Origin of the sequence: Salmonella sp. 32120201201600049SM (genome assembly GCF_017572835.1) — a bacterium.
GTDB classification, from domain to species: domain Bacteria; phylum Pseudomonadota; class Gammaproteobacteria; order Enterobacterales; family Enterobacteriaceae; genus Salmonella; species Salmonella enterica.
The window spans coordinates 35,702-52,425 of record NZ_JAGESA010000013.1; the positions used below are offsets into that span (position 1 = coordinate 35,702).

19 protein-coding genes are annotated in these 16,724 nt (G+C 51.8%); 9 read left to right on the plus strand and 10 right to left on the minus strand.

Features of this window, described 5'->3' with window-relative positions:
• The first annotated feature begins 44 nt into the window (after nucleotides 1-44).
• Genes yihX through fabY form a run of 4 tightly spaced genes read left to right on the plus strand, consistent with a single transcriptional unit; the run spans nucleotide 45 to nucleotide 2,930 of the window.
• On the plus strand, nucleotides 45-644 hold the full coding sequence (gene yihX, locus J4650_RS19900) for a glucose-1-phosphatase (protein ID WP_000965698.1): 600 nt from the start codon (nucleotides 45-47) through the stop codon (nucleotides 642-644).
• Nucleotides 638-1,510: a virulence factor BrkB family protein gene (locus tag J4650_RS19905; RefSeq protein ID WP_000921423.1), complete on the plus strand. Its 873-nt coding sequence runs from the start codon at nucleotides 638-640 to the stop codon at nucleotides 1,508-1,510. Before yihX ends, J4650_RS19905 begins: the two co-directional genes overlap by 7 nt.
• Nucleotides 1,507-1,944 carry a D-aminoacyl-tRNA deacylase gene (gene dtd, locus J4650_RS19910; protein ID WP_023993693.1) on the plus strand — a complete coding sequence of 146 codons (438 nt, stop codon included), beginning with the start codon at nucleotides 1,507-1,509 and terminating at the stop codon, nucleotides 1,942-1,944. The genes J4650_RS19905 and dtd overlap by 4 nt, the downstream gene beginning before the upstream one ends.
• 44 nt (nucleotides 1,945-1,988) lie before the next feature.
• Nucleotides 1,989-2,930, plus strand: a complete 942-nt coding sequence (fabY, locus tag J4650_RS19915) for a fatty acid biosynthesis protein FabY (RefSeq protein ID WP_001518251.1) — start codon at nucleotides 1,989-1,991, stop codon at nucleotides 2,928-2,930.
• Between the two features lie 14 nt (nucleotides 2,931-2,944).
• On the opposite strand, the gene J4650_RS19920 is transcribed toward fabY, so the two are convergent.
• The 3 genes from J4650_RS19920 to J4650_RS19930 all read right to left on the minus strand — a co-directional run bounded on the left by J4650_RS19920 (nucleotide 2,945) and on the right by J4650_RS19930 (nucleotide 4,714).
• Nucleotides 2,945-3,391, minus strand: a complete 447-nt coding sequence (locus tag J4650_RS19920; protein ID WP_001259011.1) for a type II toxin-antitoxin system HigA family antitoxin — start codon at nucleotides 3,389-3,391, stop codon at nucleotides 2,945-2,947.
• Nucleotides 3,388-3,699, minus strand: coding sequence for a type II toxin-antitoxin system HigB family toxin (locus tag J4650_RS19925; RefSeq protein WP_000558166.1), 312 nt, complete (start codon nucleotides 3,697-3,699; stop codon nucleotides 3,388-3,390). The genes J4650_RS19920 and J4650_RS19925 overlap by 4 nt, the downstream gene beginning before the upstream one ends.
• An 85-nt stretch (nucleotides 3,700-3,784) precedes the next feature.
• Nucleotides 3,785-4,714, minus strand: a complete 930-nt coding sequence (locus J4650_RS19930; RefSeq protein ID WP_021294279.1) for an alpha/beta hydrolase — start codon at nucleotides 4,712-4,714, stop codon at nucleotides 3,785-3,787.
• A 217-nt stretch (nucleotides 4,715-4,931) separates the two neighbouring features.
• Here J4650_RS19930 and J4650_RS19935 point away from each other — a divergent pair, with 217 nt between their 5' ends.
• A complete protein-coding gene (locus tag J4650_RS19935) occupies nucleotides 4,932-5,243 on the plus strand; it encodes a cytotoxic translational repressor of toxin-antitoxin stability system (protein WP_001159630.1) in 312 nt (103 codons plus the stop codon).
• Nucleotides 5,244-5,534 carry a DNA-binding transcriptional regulator gene (locus J4650_RS19940; protein WP_000362050.1) on the plus strand — a complete coding sequence of 97 codons (291 nt, stop codon included), beginning with the start codon at nucleotides 5,244-5,246 and terminating at the stop codon, nucleotides 5,532-5,534. It begins immediately after the preceding gene.
• A gap of 46 nt (nucleotides 5,535-5,580) precedes the next feature.
• Here J4650_RS19940 and fdhE read toward each other — a convergent pair whose 3' ends face one another.
• The 4 genes from fdhE to fdnG are packed head-to-tail and all read right to left on the minus strand — an operon-like array spanning nucleotide 5,581 to nucleotide 11,104.
• Entirely contained in the window at nucleotides 5,581-6,510 is a 930-nt protein-coding gene (gene fdhE / locus J4650_RS19945; RefSeq protein ID WP_000027730.1) for a formate dehydrogenase accessory protein FdhE, read from the minus strand.
• Entirely contained in the window at nucleotides 6,507-7,142 is a 636-nt protein-coding gene (gene fdoI, locus J4650_RS19950) for a formate dehydrogenase cytochrome b556 subunit (protein WP_000829025.1), read from the minus strand. The genes fdhE and fdoI overlap by 4 nt, the downstream gene beginning before the upstream one ends.
• Nucleotides 7,139-8,041 carry a formate dehydrogenase subunit beta gene (gene fdxH / locus J4650_RS19955; protein WP_000331361.1) on the minus strand — a complete coding sequence of 301 codons (903 nt, stop codon included), beginning with the start codon at nucleotides 8,039-8,041 and terminating at the stop codon, nucleotides 7,139-7,141. The genes fdoI and fdxH overlap by 4 nt, the downstream gene beginning before the upstream one ends.
• A 12-nt stretch (nucleotides 8,042-8,053) precedes the next feature.
• Nucleotides 8,054-11,104, minus strand: coding sequence for a formate dehydrogenase-N subunit alpha (fdnG, locus tag J4650_RS19960; protein WP_077248424.1), 3,051 nt, complete (start codon nucleotides 11,102-11,104; stop codon nucleotides 8,054-8,056).
• A gap of 194 nt (nucleotides 11,105-11,298) precedes the next feature.
• Between fdnG and fdhD the strand changes: the two genes are divergently transcribed.
• Nucleotides 11,299-12,135, plus strand: coding sequence for a formate dehydrogenase accessory sulfurtransferase FdhD (gene fdhD, locus J4650_RS19965; RefSeq protein WP_001059746.1), 837 nt, complete (start codon nucleotides 11,299-11,301; stop codon nucleotides 12,133-12,135).
• Nucleotides 12,136-12,410: 275 nt separating this feature from the next.
• Here the strand turns inward: fdhD and J4650_RS19970 are convergent, their stop codons facing one another.
• Nucleotides 12,411-13,442 (minus strand): YiiG family protein, encoded by a 1,032-nt coding sequence (locus J4650_RS19970; protein WP_000710967.1) that lies wholly within the window; start codon nucleotides 13,440-13,442, stop codon nucleotides 12,411-12,413.
• Nucleotides 13,443-13,623: 181 nt separating this feature from the next.
• On the opposite strand from J4650_RS19970, the gene J4650_RS19975 reads away from it, so the two are divergent.
• Complete coding sequence (locus tag J4650_RS19975) at nucleotides 13,624-14,724, plus strand: YiiG family protein (protein ID WP_023994499.1); 1,101 nt, start codon at nucleotides 13,624-13,626, stop codon at nucleotides 14,722-14,724.
• Between the two features lie 354 nt (nucleotides 14,725-15,078).
• On the opposite strand, the gene J4650_RS19980 is transcribed toward J4650_RS19975, so the two are convergent.
• Both J4650_RS19980 and J4650_RS19985 read right to left on the minus strand, forming a co-directional pair.
• A complete protein-coding gene (locus J4650_RS19980) occupies nucleotides 15,079-15,402 on the minus strand; it encodes an AzlD domain-containing protein (RefSeq protein ID WP_000527677.1) in 324 nt (107 codons plus the stop codon).
• On the minus strand, nucleotides 15,402-16,061 hold the full coding sequence (locus tag J4650_RS19985) for an AzlC family ABC transporter permease (protein WP_000683586.1): 660 nt from the start codon (nucleotides 16,059-16,061) through the stop codon (nucleotides 15,402-15,404). Before J4650_RS19985 ends, J4650_RS19980 begins: the two co-directional genes overlap by 1 nt.
• A 100-nt stretch (nucleotides 16,062-16,161) precedes the next feature.
• Here J4650_RS19985 and J4650_RS19990 point away from each other — a divergent pair, with 100 nt between their 5' ends.
• Nucleotides 16,162-16,710, plus strand: coding sequence for an XRE family transcriptional regulator (locus J4650_RS19990; RefSeq protein ID WP_001517951.1), 549 nt, complete (start codon nucleotides 16,162-16,164; stop codon nucleotides 16,708-16,710).
• Nucleotides 16,711-16,724 lie beyond the last annotated feature (14 nt).

A 16,724-nucleotide genomic window follows, 5' to 3' on the forward strand; every position in this document is an offset into this window, starting at 1 on the left:
TTTCCCGCTACAGTTATTCATCCCCGGTTAGCAAGGAGAATGACATGCTCTACATCTTTGATTTAGGTAATGTGATTGTCGACATCGACTTTAACCGCGTATTAGGTGTGTGGAGCGACCTGAGTCGAGTACCGCTGGCTTCGCTGAAGCAAAAATTTACGATGGGCGAGACTTTTCACCAACATGAACGCGGTGAGATAACGGACGAAGCGTTTGCTGAAGCTTTCTGTCATGAAATGGCGTTATCGCTCAGTTATGAACAATTTGCGCACGGCTGGCAGGCGGTATTTGTCGGATTACGGCCCGAAGTGATTGCTATCATGCATAAACTGCGCGAGCAGGGGCATCGCGTGGTGGTGTTATCCAATACTAACCGACTGCATACCCACTTCTGGCCGGAGGAATACCCGGAGGTGCGCGCTGCCGCCGACCATATCTATTTATCGCAGAATTTGGGAATGCGTAAGCCGGAAGCGCGTATTTATCAGCACGTCCTGCAGAAAGAAGGTTTTTCCGCTGCCGATGCGGTCTTTTTCGACGACAATGCCGATAATATAGAAGGGGCCAACCAGTTGGGGATCACCAGCATTCTGGTGAAGGATAAAGCCACCATCCCTGACTATTTCGCGAAGCTGTTATGCTAAAAACCGTTCACCAAAAAGCTGGACGCCATACGCGCCCTGTTCGGGCCTGGCTCAAGCTATTATGGCAGCGTATCGATGAGGATAATATGACGACTCTGGCGGGAAATCTCGCCTATGTCTCATTACTCTCCTTAGTACCGCTTATTGCCGTCGTTTTTGCCCTTTTCGCTGCTTTTCCGATGTTTTCTGATGTCAGCATTCAGTTACGCCATTTTATTTTTGCTAACTTTATGCCAGCCACCGGAGACGTGATTCAGCGCTATATTGAGCAGTTTGTCGCTAACTCCAACAAAATGACGGCGGTGGGCGCCTGTGGACTGATTGTGACGGCATTGCTGTTGATGTACGCCATTGATAGCGCCTTAAACACTATCTGGCGCAGCAAACGCACACGGCCAAAAGTGTACTCTTTTGCGGTGTACTGGATGATCCTCACGCTCGGCCCGCTTCTCGCCGGTGCCAGCCTGGCGATCAGCTCCTACCTGCTTTCTTTACGCTGGGCCAGCGATCTGAATACGGTCATCGACAATGTATTGCGCATCCTTCCGCTGCTGCTCTCGTGGATCTCATTCTGGTTACTTTACAGTATTGTCCCAACAACTCGCGTACCGAACCGTGACGCCCTTGTCGGCGCGTTTGTCGCAGCGTTGCTGTTCGAGGCCGGAAAGAAAGGTTTCGCGCTTTATATCACCATGTTCCCGTCATATCAGCTCATTTATGGCGTACTGGCAGTGATCCCTATCCTGTTTGTCTGGGTATACTGGACCTGGTGTATAGTCTTGCTTGGCGCAGAAATAACTGTCACTCTCGGGGAATACCGAAAACTCAAACAAGCCGCAGAACAAGAAGAAGCTGACCAACCATGATTGCATTAATTCAACGCGTAACCCGTGCCAGCGTCACCGTGGAGGACGAGGTGACGGGTGAAATCGGCCCAGGACTTTTGGTGTTATTGGGTGTCGAAAAAGAAGATGACGAACAAAAAGCGAATCGTCTGTGCGAGCGCGTGCTGGGATACCGTATCTTCAGCGATGCTGACGGCAAGATGAATCTGAATGTACAACAGGCTGGCGGCAGCGTGCTGGTGGTGTCGCAGTTTACGCTGGCGGCAGATACCGAGCGCGGTATGCGACCAAGCTTTTCCGGCGGGGCTGCGCCGGATCGCGCGCAGGCGCTTTATGAATATTTTGTCGAAGGCTGCCGCCAGCAGGCGATAAACACGCAAACCGGACGCTTCGCTGCCGATATGCAGGTTGAGCTGGTTAATGACGGTCCCGTGACATTCTGGCTCCAGGTATGAGTCAGCTTCCGGCGTGGCCGCGGATAACAAGAGAGAGTACGGCTATGTATCACCTTCGAGTTCCGCAAACAGAAGAAGAATTAGAACGTTACTACCAGTTTCGCTGGGAGATGCTGCGTAAACCGCTGCACCAGCCGAAAGGGTCGGAACGGGATGGCTGGGATGCGTTGGCGCACCATCAAATGGTGGTGGACGAAGAAGGAAATTTAGTAGCAGTGGGCCGCCTGTATATCAATGCAGATAACGAGGCGTCTATCCGTTTTATGGCTGTACATCCCTCGGTACAGGATAAAGGGCTGGGGACATTAATGGCGATGACCCTGGAGTCTGTCGCCCGCCAGGAAGGCGTTAAGCGCGTCACCTGCAGTGCGCGCGAAGATGCGGTTGAGTTCTTTGCCAAACTCGGGTTTGTCAATCAGGGGGAGATTACTACGCCCACAACCACGCCAATCCGCCATTTTCTGATGATTAAACCGGTAGCATCGCTGGATGATATCCTGCATCGCGGCGACTGGTGCGGGCAGCTTCAGCAGGCCTGGTATGAGCACATTCCATTGAGTGAAAAGATGGGGGTGCGCATTCAGCAGTACACCGGGCAAAAATTTATCACCACGATGCCGGAAACCGGTAATCAAAATCCGCATCACACGGTGTTTGCCGGCAGCCTGTTCTCCCTGGCGACGCTGACCGGATGGGGACTTATCTGGCTGATGCTCCGTGAACGCCACCTGGGCGGGACGATTATTCTTGCTGACGCCCATATTCGCTACAGTAAACCCATTAGCGGAAAGCCAAACGCCGTGGCTGATTTGGGGTCGCTAAGCGGTGATTTGGACAGGCTGGCGCGGGGTAAAAAAGCGCGTGTCCAGTTGCAGGTTGAACTGTTGGGCGGCGAGACCGCCGGAGCAATTTTCGAAGGCATTTATATCGTACTACCTGCGAAACCGTTCGGCCCGTATGAAGAGGGCGGGAATGAGGAGGAGTAGCTGGACATATCCAACTACTCGATGAAGGCATCTGCTGGTAGTTTGAAGCGTTGTGTAAGCGCTTTAATATGATTAACCGTTAGTGCTCTGCGGCCATTTAAGATGTTGCTGACGTTCGATTTAGAACCAAGTTCGTTGGCAAGATCTGCTGCTTTGAGACCGTATTGATCCATGAGCGTTCGCAATACTGAAACGCCAGGGGGCGTTTTCTCCAGGTGTTGGTTGAGTGCTTTGAATTCCGGCGCATGTTTTTCGTATTCACTGATTCGGGCACAGAGCAATTCAAATAGTGGGTTTTCAAGATCGTCGTGGTCGACCAGAAACTCCACTAGCGCTAGTGCCCTGCGATACTCATTGTCATTTCGGTCTTCCCCCATCAGTGGGACGGTTTTTACCGCATCGCTGAAGGTATCAACGATCTTTTTTGCGCTGGTTGCATCCATCTGACGATGAGTTCTCATTCTTTATTACCCCGATAGTATGCGGTCAGTTTGTCATATTCGGCATGGGAAACGATATGTTTCACAAATATCTTATGTAACCTGAAATCTATGTAGGAAATGAGTCTCAGGCTGTTACCAGAAACATCAATCACCCACCATTTATCTCTGTACTTAAAATTATCCAGTGAAGGAATATACCGCTTCATCTCTTCAGGCTGAGTGAATGTTTTTTTCTCCAGAACATTCAGCAACTCAGTGAGAGCAAGCTCATGGTTTGGATACATGAGCATCGCTTCATTGAACGGTTTTCGGCTGATAACATGCACAATGTAGTTCCATTACAAAGTTTTCAACCTGAAAACAATTTAGCGCAACGTTATCCAGTTTTCAAGTTGAAAACAAAATTGAATTTTAGGTCATTTTGCCTGTTGATGGACTTACAACACGCCAGGCCACATCTCGCATGGCGCTTCGTGCCGCCTGGCTCACGCCTCCGAGCTGGAAAAAGCCATGGATAACACCGAGATAGCGCTGGCAAGTACACGCCACGCCCTGGTCGTTCAGACGGTGATATAGCGCTTCGCCTTCATCACGCAGTGGGTCGAACTCTGCGGTGAGGATATGCACCGGCGGTAAACCGGCAAAATCTTCACGCCATATCGGACTGGCTTCCGGGTGGCGGAGGTCGGTACCCTGGAGATACATTTCGAAACCCGATAACAGCGTATCGCGGGTGATGATGTAGTCTTGCCCGTTGCTGGCATAGCTGGGGAAACTGGCGGTAGCGTCAAGCATCGGGTAGATCAACAGCAGCTTCGCCGGAGACCAGTGGGCGGTGGATTTCAGGCGTAGCGCGCTGACCAATGCCAAATGCCCGCCTGCGCTATCGCCAGCAAGCGTGATACGTTCACGATCGATGCCTAACTGCTCCGCGTATTGATAGACGATATTGGCCCCGCGTTCAGCGTCGTCATGAGCCGCAGGAAAGGTGTGCTCTGGCGCAAGGCGATACTGAATGGCAATCACCTTACAGCCGCTTTTCCAGGCCAGTTGCCGTAGCTGGGGGTCATGAGTCAGAAAGCCGCCGCTAACAAAACAGCCGCCGTGATAGTAGAGGATACAGGGTAGAGAACCGGATGCGTTTGGCGGCGAAACGACGCGAAATGTCATCCCTTCCAGCACGATATCTTCCGAACTCACCCGAATTTCTTTCTCATCCGCCAGCGACGTGCTGGCAATATAACCCGCTCTCCGATCATCAATATTCTGCTCTCGTGAAGAAGGGCGGCCCGCAGCGATAAACCCGGCGACCAGTTCGGCAATTCCTTTTTCCAGTGGCATATAAGGCTCCTTAAGCTGTATGTATGTACAGTTTATAACCTGATTTGTTGGGGATGGAAAGTGGTGAAATGAGGGGATAATGATTCTGGATAGAGGTTCGCAAAAAATGAAATGCGGTTGGCGCTGGGTTTTTAATTTTTGTACTGTGAAATGATGATGCTATACGCCATTGACGTATAGATTATTTTCACTACTATAAGCCAATGGCGTATGGAATATGCAATTTATAGAAACGGAACTCTTTACTGAAGATGTTAAAAAACTGCTCGATGATGATGAATACCATAAGCTTCAGGTTTTTATGGCTCAGCATCCAGATTGTGGTGATGTCATTCAGGAAACGGGCGGCCTGAGAAAAATGCGCTGGGGAGCGCGAGGCAAAGGAAAGCGTAGTGGCGTGCGAATTATCTATTTTCACCGTAGTCAACGGTATGAGATTCGCTTGCTTCTGATTTATCAAAAAGGCATTAAAGATGATCTCACGCCGCAGGAAAAAGCGGTGCTTCGTATGCTGAATGAGAGGTGGTAGATGGATAAAGTGTTATTTGAGCGATTAACTCAAAGTATGTCTCAAATGAATGAAATCATTGAAGGGACCCGTGAACCTTCTCGTACCTTTCATATTGATGCAATGAAGATTAAAGAAATACGGCAGGCATCTGGGTTGTCGCAATCTAAGTTTGCAGAGCTGATTTCGGTCAACGTGGATACGCTGCGCAACTGGGAGCAAGGAAGACGTTCACCGACAGGGCCAGCCAAAGCGTTACTTCGCGCCATTGCCAACGACCCGAGAAACGTTATACAAGCATTGCGTTATTGAGCAATGATCCGGCTAACGTAGATTGCTAGCCGGTATACCAGAGAACTTATTCCCCTTCCCCCGGGAACAGGAACGGGTTGATGGAACTGCGGGCGAACCCTTCCTGCTCCATGCGCGCGTCCAGCACCAGCGAGGCGAGGTCGTCGGCCACTGCTTCTACTTTCGGGTCTTTTTCCTGATAGAGAATCTTCAGGTAAGTCCCGCAATCGCCGCAGCTTTCGGCTTTCACCGCAGCCTGCTCATTTTCCAGCGACCAGTAGTGTAAGTCGCGGCTCTGTTCGCAGTTACTGCATTTTACGCGCACGACATGCCATTCGGTTTCGCACAGGTTACAGTGCAGATAACGCAGCCCCTGCGTGGTGCCGATCTGCACCATGCTGGAGACCGGCATCGAACCGCACACCGGGCAATACTGGCGCGCTTCACCGTATTCCGCGCGGGCTTTGCCTGGAATCAAGCTGGCCATTTGCGCCCAGTAAAGGGAGAGCGCGGCCCAGATAAACGGGGCTTTATCGCTGCTGACGGAGGCAAAATCCGAGGCAAACAGCGCGCTGGCCATCTGCTCCAGCTCCTGCTCTGAGGCTTTCTCCAGGTTCTCAATCACCGCCAGCGCGGGGCCGCTCATCTCGGGTTTTAGCTCGGCAATTAACGAATGCAGCAGTTTTTGCCAGTGCTTATCACGCGGCAGCACGTGGATATCCAGCGGCGGTTTGCCCTGGTCGTTCGCTTCTTTAATACGTGCGGTCAGATCCATCTCCAGCGGATGGTCGTACAGCACCACTTCCTGCGCGTGCGCGATAAGCGCGGCAAAGCGCAGGTAATCGCCCAGCGGGTTATTTTCAGCCAGCTCGCGCAGACGTTCGGCGCGGCGGTTGTAGACGTTTTTGAGTCGGGGGAACAATAACGGCGGAATCATATCCGCCGTACGTTTCTCGCTCGACCCCAGCTCATCTTGCGGGATTATGCGAATACTCATTCAGTTTCTTTTTCCGTTGTCTTGCGGACTTCTCGGTACCAGCGCGGGTGATGTTTCTTCGCCCACGACCGGGTTACCCAGCCTTCCACCATCGCGGTAATGGTGCCTTTCACCCAAAGGGCGGCGTAGATATGCACCATGATAACCACAATTAACGCTACTGCGGCAAAAGAATGCAACATTAACGCGAATCGGATCACCGGGATTGAGAAAGCAGGCGCAAAATACGGACGCCAGATGATCACTCCGCTCACCAGTAACAGCACCAAGAAGATAATCGCCGCCCAGAATACGCATTTCTGACCGAAGTTATAACGCCCGGTGTCACCCACTTCCTCGTTGACGACGATCTTACGAATATTCTTCGCCCAAAAGATATCATCCCGATTGATTAGATTGTGGTGCCAATAACGGAAAAACATGATGATGAACGAGGCAAACATAACCACGCCCACAAACGGGTGCAGAATTCGCGCCAGTTGTGGGGTGCCCAGGATATGCATCAACCAGTTGAAGGATGGGAATAAAAAGCCCAGCCCGCTCACCGCCGCCAGCACGAAGCAGAAGGCGACGATCCAGTGGTTGATGCGTTCCGGCGCCGTATAGCGCACGATGGTGTCACGTCGTTTCATTTGCGCACCTCGTCTTTCTCTTCATGCAGGTTGTCATCTTCCTCTTCCGCGCGGTTCGGGCCGACGCCGACATAGTGGAAGACGCTGGCGGCAAAGGTCGCGGCAAAACCGAACGCGGCGAGCGGTTTCCAGACGCCTTTCCAGAACTTAACGGTTTCGCTGATTTCCGGGTTTTCCGGCAGACCGTGATACAGATTCGGCTTGTCGGCATGATGCAGCACGTACATGACATGCGTACCGCCTACGCCCGCCGGATCGTACAGACCCGCGTTGTCATAACCACGGGTTTTGAGTTCCGCCACCCGCTCGCCCGCCAGCGTTTTCATATCCTCTTTCGAGCCAAAATGAATGGCGCCGGTTGGACAGGTCTTCACGCAGGCCGGTTCTTGCCCCACGGTCACGCGGTCGACGCACAGCGTACATTTATAGACGCGGTTGTCTTCCGGGTTGAGGCGCGGGACGTTGAACGGGCAGCCAGCGATACAGTAGCCGCAGCCGATACACTGCTCGGACTGGAAGTCGACAATACCGTTAGCGTACTGAATGATCGCCCCTTCCGCCGGACAGGCCTTCAGGCAGCCGGGATCGGCGCAGTGCATACAGCCATCCTTACGGATCAGCCACTCCAGTTTGTCGTTCTGTTCCACTTCCGAGAAGCGCATCACCGTCCAGGATTTCGCAGTTAAGTCCGCCGGGTTGTCATACACCCCGACGTTATTGCCCACTTCATCACGGATGTCGTTCCACTCGGAGCACGCCACCTGACACGCTTTACAGCCGATACAGGTGGTGACGTCGATGAGTTTCGCCACCTCTTCCTGGTGGTCCCGCGCCTGGGGCGCGGGGGTGAAACCGTTAGTGGCGGAACGACGAATGATGTCTTGCGATTGATAAGCCATAGGTCGTCTCCGTTACACCTTTTCCACGTTCACAAGGAAGGATTTAAACTCCGGCGTTTGCGTGTTCGCATCACCGACGAAAGGCGTTAACGTATTGGCGATAAAGCCTTTTTTCGCCACGCCTTCGTAGCCCCAGTGAATAGGAATACCGATGGTATCGATATCCTTGCCGTCCGCTTTCAGCGTGCGAATACGCTTGGTCACCACCGCTTTGGCTTTGATATAGCCGCGGTTCGAGGAGACCTTCACGGTATCGCCATGCGCGATACCGAGCTTATTCGCCAGCTTCTCGCCAATTTCCACAAACTGTTCCGGCTGGGCGATAGCGTTAAGCAACGCGTGCTTGGTCCAGTAGTGGAAGTGCTCGGTCAGACGGTAAGTAGTTCCGACATACGGGAACTTATCCGCTTTACCCAGCGCGTCGGCATCGTCTTTAAAGATACGGGCGGCAGGGTTAGAGATAACGTTCGGGTGCAGCGGGTTAGTGCCCAGCGGCGTTTCAAACGGCTCGTAGTGTTCCGGGAACGGCCCTTCCGCCATCTTATCGATAGCAAACAGGCGACCCATCCCTTCCGGCTGCATGATAAACGGTCCGACGTCGCTGCCGGGCGCGGCGGCGCTGTAGTCCGGAATATCCCATCCGGCCCATTTTCCGCCTTCCCATTTCAGTAGCTGACGTTTCGGGTCCCAGGGATTACCCTGCGGATCGGCGGAGGCGCGGTTATAGAGGATGCGGCGGTTAAGCGGCCATGCCCATGCCCAGCCCAGCGTGTTGCCGAGACCAGACGGGTCGGCGTTATCACGACGCGCCATCATGTTGCCTTCCGGCGTCCAGCTACCGGCGAAAATCCAGCAGCCGCTGGACGTCGTACCGTCATCGCGCAGTTGCGCGAACGAACTGAGCTGTTGACCTTTCTTCACCACCACCGCGCCGGTTGCCGGATCGATAAGATCGGCCAGCGCTTTACCGTTACTTTCCATCGCCACTTCTTCAGAGGCGGGTTCGTATGGTTTGGTGTAGTTCCAGGTCATATTCAGCACCTGTTCCGGGTTGGCGCCGCCCTGTTCAGAGTACATCTTACGCAGGCGTAAGAAGATACCGGCGAGGATTTCGCCGTCGGTCATGGCAATTCCCGGGGCGTCCGCGCCCTTCCAGTGCCACTGTAACCAGCGACCGGAGTTAACGATGGAACCATTTTCCTCGGCAAAACAGGTGGAAGGCAGACGGAACACTTCGGTCTGGATTTTTGCGGGATCAACGTCGTTCGACTCACCGTGGTTTTGCCAGAAGGTGGACGTTTCTGTGTTGAGAGGATCGATAGTCACCAGGTACTTCAGTTTGGAAAGCGATGCGACCACTTTGTTTTTGTTCGGGAATGAGGCCACCGGGTTAAAGCCCTGGCAGATATAGCCGTTGACCTTGCCCTGTTTCATCATCTCGAAGTACTGCAACACGTCGTAGCCTTTGTCCCACTTCGGTAGCCAGTCGAAGCCCCAGCTATTTTCCGCTGTCGCTTTATCACCAAAGAAGGCCTTCATCATTGAGACGAAGAATTTCGGATAGTTGCCCCAGTAGTTGACCTGATCCTTCAACAATGGCTTCGGCGTATTGGCAGCCAGATAGGTTTGCAAATCGGTCTGTTTTTCGCTCGGCAGCGTCAGGTAGCCCGGCAGACTTTGCGACAGCAGTCCTAAGTCGGTCAGTCCCTGAATATTGGAGTGACCGCGCAGGGCGTTAACGCCGCCGCCGGCCATCCCCATGTTACCGAGCAGAAGCTGGATCATTGCCATAGTACGGATGTTCTGCGCGCCGATGGAATGCTGCGTCCAGCCCAGCGCGTACAGGAACGACGCGGTTTTATCTTTTGCGCTGGTTTCTGCAATGTACTCGCACACTTTCAGGAAGTCCGCTTTCGGCGTACCGCAGATATTTTCTACCACGTCCGGCGTATAGCGCGAGACATGCTGTTTCAACAGATTCCAGACACAGCGCGGGTGTTGCAGTGTCGTATCGCGTTTGGCAAAACCGTTTTCGTCCAGCTCATAGTGCCAACTGGTTTTATCGTACTGCCGCTTGTCGGCGTCATAGCCGGTGAACAGACCATCATCGAAGCCAAAATCTTCACGCACGATCAGGCTGGCATTGGTATAGGCCTCGGTGTATTCACGGTTGTATTTTTCGTTGGTCAGCAGATACAGCATCACGCCTGACAAGAAGGCAATGTCAGTACCAGAGCGTATTGGCGCATAGAAATCGGCCACCGACGCGGTACGCGTAAAGCGCGGATCGATCACAATCAGCTTCGCGCCGTTGTGAATTTTGGCTTCCATCGCCCAGCGGAACCCGACCGGGTGAGCTTCTGCGGCGTTACCGCCCATCACCACGACGAGGTTGGCGTTCTTGATGTCGACCCAGTGGTTGGTCATCGCACCGCGACCAAATGTTGGAGCAAGACTTGCTACCGTTGGTCCGTGTCAGACACGCGCCTGGTTGTCGACCGCGAGCATACCCAGCGCGCGGGAGAATTTTTGCGTTAAATAACCCGTCTCGTTACTGGATGCGGAAGCGCACAGCATCCCGGTGGTGAGCCAGCGGTTAACGGTAACGCCTTCGGCGTTCTGCGCCTGATAGTTGGCGTCGCGATCTTCCTTCATCAGTTTAGCGATGCGGTCAAACGCTTCTTCCCAACTGATTTGTTGCCACTTATCTGAACCCGGCGCGCGGTATTGCGGGAATTTCAGGCGGCTTTCAGAGTGGATAAAGTCCACCAGACCGGCCCCTTTTGGGCACAGCGCGCCACGGCTTACTGGATGATCCGGGTCCCCTTCGATATGGAAAATAGATGCTTTGGCGTTTTTCGCACCGTCGCCGAGGCTGTACATCAACAGCCCGCAGCCAACGGAACAGTAGGTGCAGGTGTTACGGGTTTCGCGGGTGCGCAGCAGTTTATATTGCCGTGTTTCCGCTAGCGCTACGCCGGGCGCGAAGCCCAGTGCCGCCGCCGTGGTGCCTGCCATACCGCCAGCGCAGATCTTAAAGAACTGCCTTCTGCTGACCTGCATGGTTTGCTCCTTGTTTCGACATTGTCACTTCTCTTTCACATTTCTCTATCCGAAACGCTCAGGGAGTGGTTGTTATTTTTCTTTGCGGACGGGCCCGCAAAGGTTCAGAATTGGATAAATTTTCCTCCATCCGGGAGGAGTTGTAACAGAATACCATAATGTTGGTGTGTGTGTTCTTATATGGTTAAAAGAAAGTGAACAATATACTGTCTGAAGAAGTCCTAAATGTGACTGATTTCACAACCTCACGCCAGTTGACTCTCTGGAAACGCGAGGATTTGCAGTCCTCCCAACTTGATGATGTTGCCGAGGAAGTGCCAGTGGCACTGGTGTATAACGGCATTTCGCATGTCGTTATGATGGCCTCTCCGAAAGATCTGACGCATTTCGCAATGGGGTTTTCTCTGTCGGAAGGGATCATTGACAGCCCGCGTGAAATCTATGGCATGGACGTTGTGCCGTCCTGTAACGGACTTGAAGTGCAGATTGATCTTTCCAGCCGTCGATTTATGGGGCTGAAAGCGCGTCGTCGCGCGCTGGCCGGACGCACCGGTTGCGGCGTGTGTGGCGTGGAACAGCTCAATGACATTGGTAAGCCGGTGCAACCGCTGCCGTTTAGCCAAACGTTTAATCTCGGTAACCTTGATCGCGCGTTAAAACATCTGAATGATTTTCAACCGACGGGTAAGCTGACGGGTTGTACGCACGCTGCGGCGTGGGTCATGCCGTCGGGTGAACTGGCGGGGGGCCATGAAGATGTCGGACGCCACGTTGCGCTGGATAAACTGCTCGGCCGCCGCGCTACGGAAGGTGAGGAATGGCGGCAAGGCGCGGCGCTGGTTTCCAGTCGTGCGAGTTACGAAATGGTGCAGAAGTCGGCGATGTGCGGTGTGGAAATTTTGTTTGCGGTTTCTGCTGCTACCACGCTCGCGGTTGACGTCGCTGAACGGTGTAATCTTACGCTGGTGGGGTTCTGTAAGCCGGGTCGGGCGACGATTTATACCCATCCGCAGCGGTTAATCGCAGACTAAAATAGTACCCTCTACATTTTCGTAAAATATATATTTTCTCAATTTTACAGCCTCTCTTGATAACGGAATCACGTATACACGTATAGTGGCGAGGCCATACAGGTTTTAATCGTTTTTATGCTGGACCGCAGCTTATTCCAGTCATTCACGAGGCGCTTGCTACCCGGTAATACTTCGAACGAAAAAAGCGCCCCTGGGGCGCTCTTTCGACAGTCGCTAACGACTTATTTGCTCAGTTCAGCGGTCATATGCACGCGATTTGCAGCGTGAAAAGCTTAGAACTCACGCTCAAGATGATAGCCATTATAGGTGTCGATGAGCTCGTTATAAGCTTTAACCACAGCCTCATAAGAACCATCTACCATATCGCCGCTGCCGCTATTGAGGTAGTCCTGCTCATGCGAGGTATACGCCACGTTATCGCGCACGCGCCGAATGCGTTTTTTCACCTTGCCCTGGAATTTTTCCAGCTCAGAAATAAAACCAGGGAAGCTACGATGTTTATCTATATCAACGTTGATCTTCTCGTTTAGCTTCTGAGTATGCTCTTCAAAATCAGCGAGCTGTTTGCTTACTGCCGCCACATCAAAAGAATCATCAGCTACAGCGTCATTAAGCGTCTCGGCTTCCTGCATCGTCAAAAGCGTATAGTACTTAATGGATTTACCTTCTTTCTTCTCAGTCGCCTTAATTTCATTAGCCGCATGCTGCCCACTCATAATGGTAATCTCGGCGATATATTTCTTCGCAATGGGATCAAACTCATCGAACTGTTTTATAAACGTTTTATGGAACGCTTTAGCGCCAGCAAAGGCATCATCCTTGAAGTTATCTTGATCATAGTATTTATTCATACTATTGATTGTTTCAGCTAGTGGCCCAGCTGCATTAATAAATGCCAGAGCAGCACTATCCAGAGAGGCAAACGCCGGCTTTAATTCAGCCGCCGCCTTGATGTCTTTCCGGCAGTCCTGGATAAATGCAGGATACACAGGAACCAGCGGAGAGGGATCGTCTTCCTTACCGGTAGGGCCGGTGCGGAAATCGTCGAATGTGTTAGCATAACGATTTACAGCACGGTAAATATCTGCCTGGAGATTATTATAACAATCAATGTAAACATTCAGCTTTTGGTTAAGAACATCGTTCGCATCTGCGCTTTCCGCTGATGTGGATTGTGTATTGCTCGCTGATGAATCCGCACTCTGAGCTACAGGTTGTTCGTCCGCTTTTTTTTCATCACAAGCGCTTAGCCCGGCAGTCATCAGCATAGCGATAATAATTGATGATAACAAATCCTTTTTCATTAGAATAACCTATAAATAATATCATTGAAATTTACAGATTCATTTTAATGAAAAAAACAGGTATGTGATTTATTCAACACAAAAAATACTTAATCCATATTTCATTATAATTAACATTATCAATATCAATGTGTTCGTTAAAATAAGAGAACCCCAACGTAAATATACAAAAGGCAATTAAATGAAAAGGAATTTATTATCCTCAGCGATAATCATTGCGCTAATGACCCTGGGCACAACAGGATGTGATGACAATAATGTTAAAACCGAGGCGACGCCGGCCGCCAGCAGTCAGCCTGCGACGCCAGCGCCTTCTCAGACGCCGGAAACGCAATCTGGCGAAAGTCCAGCGCAGCCCCCAGCAGCGAAGCCAGAAACGGCAACTCAGCCCCCGGCGGCGAAGCCAGAAACGCCAGCTCAGCCGGAGGTTGACGCTGAAGAAGTTTATAGTGAAAAAATGGATGTCTATATCGATTGTTTTAATAAACTTCAATTGCCCGTTCAGCACAGTCTGGCGCGTTACGCGGATTGGGTGAAAGACTTTAAAAAAGGTCCGACAGGGAAAGAGAGCCTGGTTTATGGCATTTATGGTATTACGGAGTCTTACATAACGAATTGCCAGAAAGAGATGAAACAGGTGGCCGCCTTAACGCCATTACTTGAGCCTATTGATGGCGTTGCCGTTAGCTATATTGATAGCGCCGCCGCGCTGGGTAATACCATTAACGAAATGGAAAAATATTATACCCAGGAAAACTATAAAGATGATGCCTTTGCTAAAGGTAAGGCGCTGCATCAGACATTACTGAAGAATATCGAGGATTTTAAACCCGTCTCGGAAAAATATCATGAGGCTATTCAGGAGATAAATGACAGGCGGCAATTGACACAGTTGAAGAGAATAGAAGAAGCGGAAGGCAAAACATTTAACTATTATTCTCTGGCTGTCATGATTTCGGCAAAGCAGATCAACAAGGTTATTTCTGCCGATACCTTTGATGCCGAAGCGATGATGAAAAAAGTCGCGGAACTGGAAACAATGATTGCGCAATTGAAAGAAGTGAATACTGATGGCCGTAATTCTTCTTTCATCAGCTCTGCGGCTGATTATCAGCTACAAGCTAAAAAATATATTCGTCGCATCAGAGACAATGTTGAGTATTCTGATTTTGAAAAGAAACGGGTGCAGGACCCTGCAACAGGATGGATGGTTGCGGATTCTTATCCGGCGTCGTTGAGAAGTTATAACGAGATGGTGGATGATTATAACCGCCTGCGTTGAGTGACGGCACATTAACTGCGCACAGGCTGGCGCAAGTGCCTATAAAATTACGCTATAACGCCAATAAAAAGCGCCGATCAGGCGCTTTTTTCGTTCATGTATTCTTCATCAGGCAATATCTGTAAAAATAGCTGACGTAAACATTAACTAAAGAGAGTTATTAGAAAAACCAGTAATCTGAAGCTATCACAAGATGTTGACGTCACGCTGGAAGGTACTGGTAGTGTCATTGAGGATCGGCATTTATATGGAAAGCATTTATCCCCCTGATGCGAAAGTTCTGGGCCACTTCAGCATAGGGCGGCCCAGCCTTCATCACTTATAGGGTGTCACGTCCAACTATTCTGTAAGACGTTAATTAATACCCGCCATTCGTAATAACGCGGTCACCACTGCAGCGGCGATAATCACCACAATAAGCGGCATTTTACGCCAGGCTAAAAATACGGCGAAGCCAACCCCAAGAACGCGCGCCATTCCGGCAAAATGTTCGCCTTCGTAAAAGGTGGTCGCCAGCGCGACGGAGAATAGCAGCACCGTTGCCGCATCCGAGAGCAGCGCCTGTGAACGCTCAGACAGCGCCAGACGGCTGCCAAGTTTCGCGCCGCCGAGGCGCATCAAATAGGTCCCCGCAGATAAAAGAGCAATACCGATAATAAATAGCGTCATATTGCCCATTATTTTTTCCTCGCCAGTAGGCCAAGCAGCGAAAGCAACACCGGCAATCCGGCAGCCACAAAGGGAACGGCGGCAAGCGACAGCGCGGCGCCGCTGCAACCACGAATCAATGTGGTGCGGTTTTTAAACGCCGGGATCACCAGCGCCAGTAAGATTGCCGGGAATACGGCATCCAGACCGATGGTTTCTGGGGCCGGGAGCAGTTTGCCGACACCTGCGCCAATCAGTGTGCCAATCGGCCAGAATAGGGCGACGCCCAGACCGCATAGCCAGTAGGCGGCTTTACGTTGTTCGGGTGTTTTTTGCGACAGGCCGAACACCACGCTCTCATCATTCATAATATGGCAGCCGAAAAAGCTGGCGGCGCGGGTGCCAACCAAATCGCGCACCGTTACGCCAAACGGCACGTGGCGCGCATTCACCAGCAGTCCTGCCGCCGCCGCCGCTAACGGATTGCCGCCGCTGGCAACAATGCCGATAAACATAAATTCGGACGCGCCCGCCAGCACAAAAATAGAGAGGACAAACGGCACCCACAGTGGGAAACCGTAGGCCATCGCCAGTGAGCCATAGGACATGCCGACGACGCCCACGGCCAGGCACACTAAAAATATCGCTTTTATCGTGTCTCCTTTGAGACAGGAAAAATAGTGTTTCATCTTCTTTAGTCATATCGAACGAATTTTCATTATAATGAACGGAACAGATTTGCTTTACAAGACGAACATTTCGTTCGTTATAGTGAACGTTGGATGCTTTATGACACAACCTATTAGCGTCATTGCCAGAAGTCTGGTACGCGAACGCCAGCGAACCGGACTGTCGCTGGCGGAGATTGCGCGGCGCGCAGGCATCGCTAAATCTACGCTTTCACAACTGGAAGCAGGGAACGGCAACCCCAGCCTGGAGACGTTATGGTCGCTATGCGTCGCGCTCGACATTCCCTTTGCCAGGCTGCTGGAGCCGCAGGTACAAAAAACGCAGGTGATTCGCCGCGGAGAAGGCACCAAAGTGGTGGCGGAGCAGGCGCATTATCAGGCGATATTACTGGCGGCGTGTCCGCCCGGCGCGCGGCGTGATATCTATCTGCTGTTGACGCAGCCGGGGGCCGACCGGATCTCTCATCCGCATCCGCCGGGGTCGGTGGAACATATTATTGTTACGCAGGGAAAAGCCCTCGTCGGCTTAACCGAGGCGCCGGAAGAGCTGGCGGAGGGCGATTACATTTGTTATCCCGGCGACCAGGCGCATATCTTTAAAGCGCTGGAACCGGATACTCAGGCTATCCTGGTAGCGGAGCAGAATTGAAATTGCCGGATGGC

Bases quoted from the DNA above. Each gene is read 5' to 3' on its own strand.
- J4650_RS19920 (WP_001259011.1), bottom strand. From the start codon at position 3,391: ATGAGAACTCATCGTCAGATGGATGCAACCAGCGCAAAAAAGATCGTT.
- fdhE (WP_000027730.1), bottom strand. From the start codon at position 6,510: ATGAGTATTCGCATAATCCCGCAAGATGAGCTGGGGTCGAGCGAGAAA.
- J4650_RS19990 (WP_001517951.1), top strand. From the start codon at position 16,162: ATGACACAACCTATTAGCGTCATTGCCAGAAGTCTGGTACGCGAACGC.
- J4650_RS19940 (WP_000362050.1), top strand. From the start codon at position 5,244: ATGGATAAAGTGTTATTTGAGCGATTAACTCAAAGTATGTCTCAAATG.
- J4650_RS19970 (WP_000710967.1), bottom strand. From the start codon at position 13,442: ATGAAAAAGGATTTGTTATCATCAATTATTATCGCTATGCTGATGACT.
- J4650_RS19935 (WP_001159630.1), top strand. From the start codon at position 4,932: ATGCAATTTATAGAAACGGAACTCTTTACTGAAGATGTTAAAAAACTG.
- J4650_RS19905 (WP_000921423.1), top strand. From the start codon at position 638: ATGCTAAAAACCGTTCACCAAAAAGCTGGACGCCATACGCGCCCTGTT.
- fdoI (WP_000829025.1), bottom strand. From the start codon at position 7,142: ATGAAACGACGTGACACCATCGTGCGCTATACGGCGCCGGAACGCATC.
- J4650_RS19980 (WP_000527677.1), bottom strand. From the start codon at position 15,402: ATGGGCAATATGACGCTATTTATTATCGGTATTGCTCTTTTATCTGCG.
- yihX (WP_000965698.1), top strand. From the start codon at position 45: ATGCTCTACATCTTTGATTTAGGTAATGTGATTGTCGACATCGACTTT.
- J4650_RS19975 (WP_023994499.1), top strand. From the start codon at position 13,624: ATGAAAAGGAATTTATTATCCTCAGCGATAATCATTGCGCTAATGACC.
- J4650_RS19985 (WP_000683586.1), bottom strand. From the start codon at position 16,061: ATGAAACACTATTTTTCCTGTCTCAAAGGAGACACGATAAAAGCGATA.
- dtd (WP_023993693.1), top strand. From the start codon at position 1,507: ATGATTGCATTAATTCAACGCGTAACCCGTGCCAGCGTCACCGTGGAG.
- J4650_RS19930 (WP_021294279.1), bottom strand. From the start codon at position 4,714: ATGCCACTGGAAAAAGGAATTGCCGAACTGGTCGCCGGGTTTATCGCT.
- fdxH (WP_000331361.1), bottom strand. From the start codon at position 8,041: ATGGCTTATCAATCGCAAGACATCATTCGTCGTTCCGCCACTAACGGT.
- fabY (WP_001518251.1), top strand. From the start codon at position 1,989: ATGTATCACCTTCGAGTTCCGCAAACAGAAGAAGAATTAGAACGTTAC.